This is a genomic window from Bradyrhizobium oropedii (assembly GCF_020889685.1).
GTDB lineage: Bacteria > Pseudomonadota > Alphaproteobacteria > Rhizobiales > Xanthobacteraceae > Bradyrhizobium > Bradyrhizobium oropedii.
The window spans coordinates 1-10,883 of record NZ_JACMYO010000239.1 but is presented as its reverse complement, the minus strand read 5'-3'; the positions used below and the strand labels follow the sequence as shown (position 1 = coordinate 10,883).

General features: G+C 65.0%; 10 protein-coding genes. 4 read left to right on the top strand and 6 right to left on the bottom strand.

Features of this window, described 5'->3' with window-relative positions; genetic code table 11:
* Nucleotides 1–141, bottom strand: a 141-nt coding sequence (locus H8A95_RS38270) for a helix-turn-helix domain-containing protein (protein ID WP_229187773.1), incomplete at its 3' end; no start/stop codon positions are given.
* Nucleotides 142–266: 125 nt separating this feature from the next.
* Here H8A95_RS38270 and H8A95_RS38265 point away from each other — a divergent pair.
* On the top strand, nt 267–677 hold the full coding sequence (locus H8A95_RS38265; RefSeq protein WP_229187772.1) for a hypothetical protein: 411 nt from the start codon (nt 267–269) through the stop codon (nt 675–677).
* Nucleotides 678–751: 74 nt separating this feature from the next.
* Nucleotides 752–1,270: a hypothetical protein gene (locus tag H8A95_RS38260; protein WP_229187771.1), complete on the top strand. Its 519-nt coding sequence runs from the start codon at nt 752–754 to the stop codon at nt 1,268–1,270.
* A gap of 165 nt (nt 1,271–1,435) precedes the next feature.
* Here the strand turns inward: H8A95_RS38260 and H8A95_RS38255 are convergent, their stop codons facing one another.
* A complete protein-coding gene (locus tag H8A95_RS38255; RefSeq protein WP_229187770.1) occupies nt 1,436–1,891 on the bottom strand; it encodes an Lrp/AsnC family transcriptional regulator in 456 nt (151 codons plus the stop codon).
* Between the two features lie 156 nt (nt 1,892–2,047).
* Between H8A95_RS38255 and H8A95_RS38250 the strand changes: the two genes are divergently transcribed.
* Nucleotides 2,048–5,524, top strand: coding sequence for an indolepyruvate ferredoxin oxidoreductase family protein (locus tag H8A95_RS38250; RefSeq protein ID WP_229187769.1), 3,477 nt, complete (start codon nt 2,048–2,050; stop codon nt 5,522–5,524).
* Here the strand turns inward: H8A95_RS38250 and mctP are convergent.
* The 4 genes from mctP to H8A95_RS38230 form a co-directional block, all read right to left on the bottom strand.
* Nucleotides 5,495–6,985, bottom strand: a complete 1,491-nt coding sequence (mctP, locus tag H8A95_RS38245) for a monocarboxylate uptake permease MctP (RefSeq protein ID WP_229187768.1) — start codon at nt 6,983–6,985, stop codon at nt 5,495–5,497. The two genes, H8A95_RS38250 and mctP, sit on opposite strands and share 30 nt — an antisense overlap.
* 10 nt (nt 6,986–6,995) lie before the next feature.
* The gene (locus tag H8A95_RS38240; protein ID WP_163160910.1) at nt 6,996–7,181 is read right to left on the bottom strand and encodes a DUF3311 domain-containing protein; all 186 of its coding nucleotides are present in this window, start codon (nt 7,179–7,181) and stop codon (nt 6,996–6,998) included.
* A 149-nt stretch (nt 7,182–7,330) separates the two neighbouring features.
* Entirely contained in the window at nt 7,331–8,302 is a 972-nt protein-coding gene (locus H8A95_RS38235; RefSeq protein WP_229187767.1) for a Bug family tripartite tricarboxylate transporter substrate binding protein, read from the bottom strand.
* 229 nt (nt 8,303–8,531) lie between these two features.
* On the bottom strand, nt 8,532–9,443 hold the full coding sequence (locus H8A95_RS38230; protein ID WP_229187766.1) for a LysR family transcriptional regulator: 912 nt from the start codon (nt 9,441–9,443) through the stop codon (nt 8,532–8,534).
* 142 nt (nt 9,444–9,585) lie between these two features.
* Here H8A95_RS38230 and H8A95_RS38225 point away from each other — a divergent pair, with 142 nt between their 5' ends.
* Nucleotides 9,586–10,734: an HlyD family secretion protein gene (locus H8A95_RS38225; RefSeq protein WP_229187765.1), complete on the top strand. Its 1,149-nt coding sequence runs from the start codon at nt 9,586–9,588 to the stop codon at nt 10,732–10,734.
* Nucleotides 10,735–10,883 lie beyond the last annotated feature (149 nt).

The following is a 10,883-nucleotide window of genomic DNA, read 5'->3' as shown; positions in this document are numbered from 1 at the left end:
CGCGCGCACCGCCTGGCTGATCGCCGACGGCGTCACGGCGAGCTCGGTCGCCGCGCGGCGAAAGCTGCGGTGCTGGGCGACGCTGAGGAACGCCTCGACGCCGTCGAGCGCCCCCTGCCGGACTGTGAAGTTCTGCTTCATGGCCCGTCAACATTATCGCGAATAGTCGCGCACGGGAAGCCGCCCTACATCGGAGCAGCAAGCAGCGCGATATGCGCTGATCCACGCGACATCACGACAATGTCGTGAGCGGAGACATGCGACCGATGAAGGCAATCCGTCACACAATCCTCGCCCTCACCCTCACTCTCACAGGCGCCAGCTCCATGACCACTCCCTCTCTTGCCCAAACCACCCAAGCCCAAGCCGCCTCCACCATCACCACCGGCGTGATGGTCATCCTCACCGTGAAGGCGGGCGTCACCCGCGACCAGGTGATGGCCGTGATGCCGGATGAAATCCGCCAGACCGTGCAGCTCTATCTCAATGGCAAGCTTCGCGAATGGTATTCGCGGTCGGACGGGCGCGGCGTCGTCTTCCTGCTCGACGCCAAGGATGCATCCGAGGCGCACGCGATCATGGAAGGTCTGCCGTTGTCCAAGCTGGACATCATGGACCACGACTACATCGCGGTCGGCCCACTGCTGCCGCTGCGTCTGCTCGTCGCCAAGCCCTGAGCGCGAGCCGAGGTCGAACCCGATCCACGGGTTCGACCTTCCACGCCGAACGGACATCACAAGGGAGCCCGACCATGCCAGTCAGTCTCAACATCCCATTCCTGCTCAGCGTCGCCGGAGCATTCCTGACGAGTGCCGTGGTGGCCGCGACCTATGTCTGGCCGGCGCTCCGCACCCTGCCGCGCCATGAGGCGCTGCGGCTGCTTGCGGCGTTCCATGCCTTCCGGTTTCTCGGGATGAACTTCCTGGTCACCGGCTTCGTGTCACCGGACGTCAACCCGGTGTTTGCCGGCGCGGTCGGCTGGGGCGATCTGACCGCCGCAACTCTCGCACTGCTCGCGATGGCGGCACTGTCGTGGCGCTGGCCGCTCGCCATTCCGATCGTCTGGCTCTTCAACATCTGGGGCACGCTGGATCTTCTCAACGCCTACTTCATGGGCGCAACGAAGAACGCGGATCCCGGCCTGTTCGGCGCCGGCATCTATATTCCGGCGCTCTACGTACCGCTGCTGCTGGTCAGCCACGTGATGGTGTTCATGATCCTGATGCGGGCCAAGATGGCGGACGTGGACTTGCTTGAACCGTCATCCTGAGGTGCGAGCCTTGCGGCGCAATTGCGCCGCTGGGCGAGCCTCGAAGGATGCACGGCCCGGCTGGTGGCCGTTCGCCCTTCGAGACGGCCGCCATGCGGCCTCCTCAGGGTGACGGAGCTGAGAGTGGAGCGCGCGGCTCCATCGCCGAGATGATGGCTCACTCCATCAAAACGGCAGCGCCACGCCGGTCTTGATTTCCTTCAGGATCACGTTGGTGCGGACGTGGCGGATGCCGGGAATCCGGAACATGAACTCGTCGAGGAATCTGTTGTAGGCATCCATGTCGCGCACGACGACGCGCAGATGATAATCGGCGTCGCCTGTGGTCGCGAAGCACTCCAGCACCTCGCGGCGCTGCATCACCCGCGCGACGAACTCGTCGACGAACTTCACATCGTGCCGCTCCAGCGAAACGTGCAGGATCGCCGAGGTCGCAAAGCCTGCGCGTTCGCGCGCGACCAGCGCCGAATAGCCCGAGATGACGCCGGCCTCTTCCAACGCGCGGACGCGGCGCCAGCACGCCGAGGTCGACATGCCCACGGTTTCCGCTAGCTGCTGATTGGTGGCGCGGCCATCCTTCTGCAGCTCGGCGAGGATTTTTTCGTCGTGCTCTTCGACCATTGCGAGGCTCCCGTCCGGCACAGTCTACCAAATATAGCCATCTACAGCAATATTCTACCGAATTTCGTTCGCCCAGCGAACAGATAGGTAAGACCTACCAGCCCCGCAGGCATAGCCTTGTCCGATCAGACAATGCGATTCCTCGAGGGATCAGTCATGGGCCAGATGCCGCTGCTCGACGCCTACCAGCTTTCCGAGCGCTACAGCAGGGAGCGCGGCCGTGTCTTCCTCACCGGCACACAGGCGATCGTGCGCATCGCGCTCGACCAGATCAGGCGCGACCGCGCGAGCGGACTCAACACCGCGGGCTTCATCTCCGGATATCGCGGCTCTCCGCTCGGCGGCGTCGATCTCGAATTGTGGAAGATCAAACAGCTGCTGAAGGACAGCCGCATCGAATTCCTGCCCGCGGTCAACGAGGACCTCGCGGCAACCGCAGTGCTCGGCTCGCAACAGGTCGAGACGCAAAGGGATCGCGAGGTCGATGGCGTGTTCGGGCTGTGGTACGGCAAGGGCCCCGGCGTCGATCGCTCGGGCGATGCGTTGAAGCACGGCAATGCCTATGGCTCCTCGCCGCATGGCGGCGTGCTGGTGGTCGCCGGCGACGATCATGGCTGCGTGTCGTCCTCGATGCCGCACCAGTCCGACGTCGCCTTCATGAGCTGGTTCATGCCGACGCTGCATCCGTCCGATGTCGGCGAATATCTCGCGTTCGGCGAATACGGCTATGCGCTGAGTCGGTTCTCCGGGATGTGGGTCGGCTTCAAGGCGATCTCGGAGATCGTGGAGTCGGGCGCCTCGGTCGAGCTGCCCGCCCCGCGCCGTTTCGCGCAGCCGGATTTCGTGCCGCCGCCGGGCGGCCTGCATTATCGCTGGCCGGATCTGCCGGGCCCGCAGATCGAGGAGCGGCTGGAGGCCAAGAAGCACGCGGTCTACGCCTTCGCAAAGGCCAATCCGATCGACCGCCGCATCTACGACATCAGGGACGCGCGCTACGGCATCGTCACGACAGGCAAGGCACATCTCGATCTGATGGAGGCGCTGCGGCTGGTTGGACTGGATGAAGCCGCCTGCCGTCGCTTCGGCATCGACATCTACAAGGTCGGCATGGTGTGGCCCTTGGCGCTGCACGATGCGATGGAGTTCGTGACGGGCAAGCGCGAGATCCTCGTCGTCGAGGAGAAGCGCGGCATCATCGAGAGCCAGTTCAAGGAATATTTCTACGACTATCCCGGCGCCAAGCCGGAGCGGATGGTCGGCAAGCATGACGAAACCGGCGCACGGCTGATCTCCTGGACCGGCGAGCTGTCGCCGCGGATGCTCGCGGACGTGCTGGCGCGGCGGCTCGATCCGATGTTTCCGGAACTGCAACTGGCCCGCCGTGTCGCCGCGCTGAGGCCGGAGCAGGATCGCACCATCGCAGTCCCCGGTGCGACGCGAACGCCGTATTTCTGCTCGGGCTGCCCGCACAACATTTCGACAAAAGTGCCGGAGGGCTCCAAGGCGCTGGCCGGCATCGGCTGCCATTTCATGGCGAGCTGGATGGACCGCGAGACCTCGTCGCTGATCCAGATGGGCGGCGAAGGCGTCAACTGGGCGGCCTCGTCGAAATTCACCGGCAACGCGCATGTGTTCCAGAATCTCGGCGAAGGCACCTACTATCATTCCGGCTCGATGGCGATCCGCCAGGCGATCGCCGCCAACGCCAACATCACCTACAAGATCCTGTTCAATGACGCGGTGGCGATGACCGGCGGCCAGCCGGTCGACGGCCCGGTCAGCGTGCAGGCGATCGCGCACTCTGTTCGCGCCGAGGGCGTGTCGCGGATCGCGCTGGTGTCGGATGATCCCCTGCATTTTTCGGCGGCCGATCTGCCCGTCGGCGTCACCATCCACCCGCGCGAGGAGATGGATGCGGTGCAGCGCGAACTGCGCGAAATTCCCGGCGTCACCGTGCTGATCTATCAGCAGACCTGCGCCACCGAGAAGCGGCGGCGGCGCAAGCGCGGCACACTCGCCGATCCCGCGCGGTTCGCCTTCATCAACGATCTCGTCTGCGAAGGCTGCGGCGACTGTTCGGTGGAATCCAACTGCCTCAGCGTCGAGCCGAAGGAGACGCCGTTCGGCCGCAAGCGCAAGATCAACCTCTCGACCTGCAACAAGGACTTTTCCTGCCTCAACGGCTTCTGCCCGAGCTTCGTCACCATCGAGGGCGGTAAGCGGCGGGCGAAGGGCGCGAGCACAATCGATCCGATGGTACGCGCCGCCGCACTGCCGACGCCGGAGCTTGCGTCGCTGGAGCGGCCTTATGATCTCTTGGTCACCGGCGTCGGCGGCACCGGCGTCATCACGGTCGGCGCGCTGATCGCGATGGCCGCGCATCTCGAGGGCCGCGGCGTCTCGGTGCTCGACTTCACAGGTTTTGCGCAGAAATTCGGTCCGGTGCTGAGCTTCCTGCGGCTGGCGGCAGCGCCCGAGGTGCTGCACCAGGTGCGGATCGACCAGGGCGCGGCGGATGCACTGATCGGCTGCGATCTCGTGGTGAGCTCGTCGGCGAAGGCGTCCGGCACGTATCGCAAGGGCATGCGCGCCGCGGTCAACACCGCCGAGATGCCGACCGGCGACGTGGTGCGCTTTCGTGACGCCGACCTCGCCTCGCCGGTGCGGTTGCGCGCCATCGAGCGCGTGATCGGATCGGGCAACCTCACCACGATCGACGCCAACGCGCTGGCGGAGCGGCTGCTCGGCGACAGCGTGTACGCCAACATCATGATGCTTGGCTTTGCCTGGCAGCAGGGCCTGGTGGCGGTGTCGCTGGACGCGCTGACGCGCGCGATCGAGCTCAACGGCGTCGCCGTCGAGCGCAACAAGCAGGCGCTGGCCTGGGGCCGGCTCGCTTTTGCCGATCCGGATTTTCTGCCGAAGGCGGACGGTGCTGCCATCAGCACGCCGGAGACGCTGGAGCAGATGATCGCGCGCCGCGCAGACTTCCTTACCGGCTATCAGAATGAGGCCTACGCCGCACGCTACCGCGCCACAGTCGAGCGCGTGCGCCGCGCCGAGGCCTCGCTTGGCAGTGAGACGCTGACCGACGCCGTGGCGCGGTCGCTGTTCAAGCTGATGGCCTACAAGGATGAGTATGAGGTCGCGCGGCTGCATATGCAGGGCGGATTCCTCGACGAGCTCAAGCGCGAGTTCGACGGCGACTTCACGGTGCAGTACCACCTTGCACCGCCCTTCCTCCCGGCACGGCTGGATGCACGGGGCCGGCCGCGCAAGCGCGCGTTCGGGCAATGGATCCAGACGCCGCTGCGACTGCTCGCGAACCTGAAGGGACTGCGCGGCACGGCGTTCGACGTGTTCGGCTACACCGCGGAGCGCCGCGCCGAACGCGAGTTGATCTCTTGGTACGAGGCGCTGATCGAGACACTGCTCAGCAAGCTCGATGCCGCCCGCCTGCCCGACCTCGTCGCGATCGCAAAAGCGCCGATGGAGATCCGCGGCTATGGACCGGTGAAGGACGCCGCGATCGAAAAGACCAGGGCGGAGGTGGCGCGGCTGACCGCGCTGCTCACCTCCGCCCCGACAGATGCAAGCGACGGCTCAGGCCGCCGCGCCGCGCTTGGCGGGTGAGATCAGGCCGACCACGACGGTTGCGAGCACCGCCACCACGATGTTGAGCAGCAGCGCGCCGAGGCCGACATAGAAGGTGTAGCTGGAATCGCCGAGCGAGATGCTGGCGAGCGGCTTCAGCCCGTTGCTCCATGCCGTATAGGTGCCCCAGCCGATCCCGACGGCCCAGCCGAGCAGCAGACCCTCGGCACGGAACCAGACGGTGAACAGGCCGAACACCAGCGCCGGCAGCGTCTGCACGATCCAGAGGCCGCCGAGCAGTTGCAGGTCGAGCGCATATTGCGTCGGCAGGAACAGGATGAAGGCGAGCGCCCCGACCTTCACTATCAGCGAGGTGATTTTCGCCACCGACGCCTCACCGGCATGCGAGATGTCCGGATTGACATAGGACTTCCAGACATTGCGGGTGAACAGATTGGCGGCGCCGATGCTCATCACCGCCGCCGGCACCAGCGCGCCGATTGCGATCGCCGAGAACGCGAAGCCCGCGAACCATTCCGGGAACAGCGTCTTGAACAGCATCGGCACCACGTCGTTCGGCGACGTCACCTTGATGTTGGCGGCATAGGCCATATAGCCGAGCAGCGCGATCAGGCCGAGCAAGAGCGTATAGGCCGGCAGCAGGATCGCGTTCTTGCGGATGGTATCCGCCGACTTCGAGGCGAAGATGCCGGTCAGCGTGTGCGGATACATGAAGGCAGCGAGCGCCGAGCCGAGCGCCAGCGTCGCATAGGGCAGATACTGCCCGGGCTTCAGCGTCAGCCCGGTGGCGCCGCCCTTGGCGGTGAAGGCGTCGTTGGCGGCCGAGAACACCGCACCATAGCCGCCGAGCTTCGAGGGCACCACGACCACCGCGGTCAGCACCACGATATAGATCATGATGTCCTTGACGAAGGCGATCAGCGCCGGCGCACGCAGGCCGGAGCTGTAGGTATAGAGCGCGAGGATCACGAACGCGGCGATGATCGGCAGTTCGCCGGTCAGGCCCATCGCCTTGATCACGACCTCCATGCCGATCAGCTGCAACGCGATATAGGGCATGGTCGCGACCAGGCCGGTCAATGCCACCGCGAGTTCGAGGCTGCGCGAGCCGTAGGCACCGTGGACGACGTCAGCAGCGGTGACGTAACCGTTGGCATGCGCCTTCTTCCACAGCACCGGCATCACCGCGAACACGAAGGGGTAAACGATGATCGTGTAGGGAAGCGCGAAGAAGCCATAGGCGCCGACCGCATAGACCAGCGCCGGCACCGCGATCACGGTGTAGGCGGTATAGAAATCGCCGCCGACCAGGAACCAGGTGATCCAGGTGCCGAACTGGCGGCCACCGAGCCCCCATTCGTCGAGATGCTCGCTGACCGGGCCGGATTTCCAGCGCGCGGCGAAGAAGCCCATCACGGTGACGAGCGCGAAGAAGAAGATGAAGACGGAGAGCGCCACCCAGGCGATGTGATCGGTCATGGCTCTCCCCTCACCGCTGCTCGTCGGCGTCGGGCTGGCGGCTGCGATAGACCAGCCAGATCAGGAGCGATGAGATCGGCACCCAGGCGAGCTGGTACCAGTAGAAGAACGGAAAGCCGAACAGCGACGGCTCGACGAAATTATAGAACGGCACCCACAGCAAGCCGATGAACGGCAGCAGCAACAGAATCCACATGGCTCACTCCCCAGCCCGGGGTCCGATCAAAACCGGCGGTGTTGCCGGCGTCCCGTCATCGACGACCCCAGGAACCATTCGTTGCGTCTAGAATCACGGTTGCGGCATGGCGATGCAAAAAGATGTGATCGCCGTGCCGCGCGGGCAGCCTACTCCGGCTTGATGCCGGCGTCTTGGACCACCTTGCGCCAACGGGCCTCCTCAGCCGTGAAGTAACGGTCGAGTTCGGCCGGGGGTGATGCCACCATCACGAAGCCCTCATTGATGCTGAGCTTCCTGAAAGCCTCGGCTTGCACGGCCTTGGCCGCGGACTTGTTGAGCCGGTCGATGATCTCGGGCGGCGTGTTCGCAGGTGCGTAAAGGCCGTACCAGGACTCCGCGGCATAGCCGGACACACCGGCTTCCGACACTGTCGGCAGTTGCGGGAATGACGCCGAACGCTCGGCCGAGGTCACGCCGATCGCGCGCAGCTGCCCGGCCTCGACCAGCGACGCGCAGCTTGCCACCGTCGTGAACATCACCTGAATCTGGCCACCCAAGAGGTCCGTGATGGCGGGCGCGGCGCCCTTGTAGGGCACGGTGGTGAGATTAACGGAAGCCATGTGCTTGAACAACTCGCCCGCCAGATGCGCCGAGGTGCCAGTGCCGTAGGTCCCGTACGATAGTTTTTCCGGATCGGCCTTCGCGGTCGCGATCAGATCGGCGATCGACTTGATCGGCGATGACGGATTGACCACGACGACATTGAAGGAGCGAGCGACCAGCGCGACGGGGACAAAATCCTTGTGCGCGTCATAGGGCAGCTTGCGATAGAGACTTGGATTGACCGCGTTGGCGAAGGTCGCCATCAGCAGCGTGTAGCCGTCGGCTGGGCTCGTCGCCACGCTCTGCGTGCCGATGATGGTGCCCGCCCCCGGCTTGTTCTCGATGATGACGGTGACGCCGAGATCCTTCTGCATCTCCTGCGCCAGCGTCCGCGCGACGACGTCGGTGCCGCCGCCCGGCGCGAACGGCACCACGATCTTGATAATATGATCGGGATAGGCGGCCGACGCCGGCGCCAGCAACAGCACGTTTGCTGCGATCGCGAACAGGATGGCGGTCAGGACACGAAGCGGCATGGCAGGCCCCGGCAGATGACGTGATCTTCATACACGGGTGCGCCATGCAAGGGATAGCGGGTCGCCATGACGCGGGACAAAAGCTAAACCCGTCATCCTGAGGTGCGAGCGGAGCGAGCCTCGAAGGATGAATCGGCCCCAGTCGGGCCGTCGACCCTTCGAGACGCGCTGCGCGCTCCTCAGGGTGACGGAGTTAGACTTGTATGCGCGGTTCGCGCCACGTCTTCGATCACGAATAGGGATTGATCAGCTTCTGCTGCTCGGTGGCGTGATGCACCAGGAGATCGATGAAGGTGCGGACCTTCGCCGAGAGATGATGGCGGTGCGGATAGATCGCGTTCATGGTGAACTCGACCGGCCGGTACTCGGGCAACAACCGGACCAATTGGCCTGACTCCAGTTCGTCGCGAACCAGGAAGCCCGCCGCGAGGAACACGCCGACGCCGGCCAATGCGGCGAGCCTCAACGTGTCGCCGCTATTGGCGACCAGATTGCCGGTGACCTTCACCGACGCCGGCGTTCCCTTGCGGTCGACGAAATGCCACTCGTCGCCGTAGGGATAATTCACGTGACGGATGCAATTGCGGGCCGTGAGGTCGGCGAGCTGTACGGGCTTGCCGTGTTGTTCGATATAGCTGTGCGAGCAGCACAGCACGTGCCGCCAGGTCGCGATGGTGCGCACGATCAGGCTGGAGTCCGGCGGCGGCAGCATCCGCACCGCGAGATCGAAGTTCTCGTCGATCAGGTCGACGTGGCGCTCGCCGATCGCGAGGTCGACCTTGACCTCGGGGTAGGTCGCCAGGAACTCGACCACTGCGGGCGACAGGAACTGGGCGAGATGGGTGTTGGTGTAGACGCGCAGCGTGCCGCGCGGCACCGACTGCAGCGCGCCCGCAATGTCGTCGGCCTGCTCGAGGTCGGCGAGGATCTGGACGGACCGGTCGTAATAGGCCTGGCCGACTTCGGTGAGGCTGACCTTGCGCGTGGTGCGGTTGAGCAGCCGGGCGCCGAGCCGATCCTCCAGCGACTGCACATGGTTGCTCACCATGGTCGTGGACATGTTGAGCTTGCGGCCGGCCGCGGAAAAGCCGCCGGAATCCACGACCCGGACGAAGGCAGTCAAACTGGTCAGGCGATCCATTCGGCAAGGTCCGGATTATCAGCGCTGGCTTGATAATGCTTCCAGTTTTATCGGGATTATCACAGCGGGGAGGACATTGCATCTAGAGGCCGTACCCGGCGCCCTTTCTGGAAGGACGCAAATGTTCGACCCGGAGGATGCCATGTCGACCACCACCTATATCCCTGAAGAATCAGCCAAAATCGGCCTCCGCCCATCGCGGCAGGCGGTCAAGCGGGCTGCCCTCGGGCTCGCCGCCCTGCTCGGCATCGCCGTGGCCGCCGACCTTGGCTACGACTACGTCACCACCGGCCGCTACCTCGAATCCACCGACGACGCCTATGTGAAGGCGGACTCCACGATCATCGCGCCGAAAGTGTCGGGCTACATCGCCCGCGTGCTGGTCACCGACAACCAGCCGGTAAAGGCCGGCCAGCTGCTGGCCGAGATCGACGACCGCGATTACCGCACCGCGCTCGGCCAGGCCAAGGCCGATGTCGACGCTGCGAACGCCTCGGTGCGCAACCTCGATGCGCAGCTCGAATTGCAGCAGCCGATCATCGACCAGAGCACCGCCGATGTCGAAGCCGCCGAAGCCAATCTGAAATTCGCCCAGGAAGAGCAGAGCCGCTACGACGGGCTGATGAAATCAGGCTCCGGCACCATTCAACGCGCGCAACAGACCGATGCGGCGCTGCGCTCCAATACGGCGCAGTTGCAGCATGCGAAGTCGGCGCTGTCGGCGGCGCAGCGCAAGGTCGACGTGCTGACCACGCAGCGCGCGCAGGCCGCAGCCCAGGTCGACCGCGCCCGCGCGGTCGAGCAGCAGGCCGAGCTGAACCTGTCCTATGCCAAGATCACCGCACCGGTCGACGGCACGGTTGGCGCCCGCACACTGCGCGTCGGGCAATATGTCCAGGCCGGCACCCAGCTGATGGCCGTGGTGCCGCTCGATGCGGTCTATGTGGTCGCCAATTTCAAGGAGACCCAGCTGACCCATGTGCGCAACGGCCAGCCGGTCGAGCTCACCGTCGACAGCTTTCGCGGCACCACGCTGAAGGGCCATGTCGACAGCCTGTCGCCGGCCAGCGGCCTCGAATTCGCGCTGCTGCCGCCCGACAACGCCACCGGCAATTTCACCAAGATCGTGCAGCGCGTGCCGGTCAAGATCGTGCTCGACGATCACAGCCTCACCGGCCTGCTGCGGCCGGGCATGTCGGCGATCCCGACCGTCAACACCAAGGCAACCGTGCTGGCTGAACGCGAAGACAAGCGCCGCGTAGCGTCGGCGACGCGGCCGCACGGCGGGTAGGCCAAACGCTTCCTCAACTGGCTTGACGCGATCGATCACCGCATCGGTGGTCGATCGCGTTTTGCTGTGTCGCCCTCATCTTGTTGTGTTCAGCTTCGTCTTCTTCTTCGTTCCGCGGATCACCGGCGGAAGGGCTCCCTCCCCCTTGC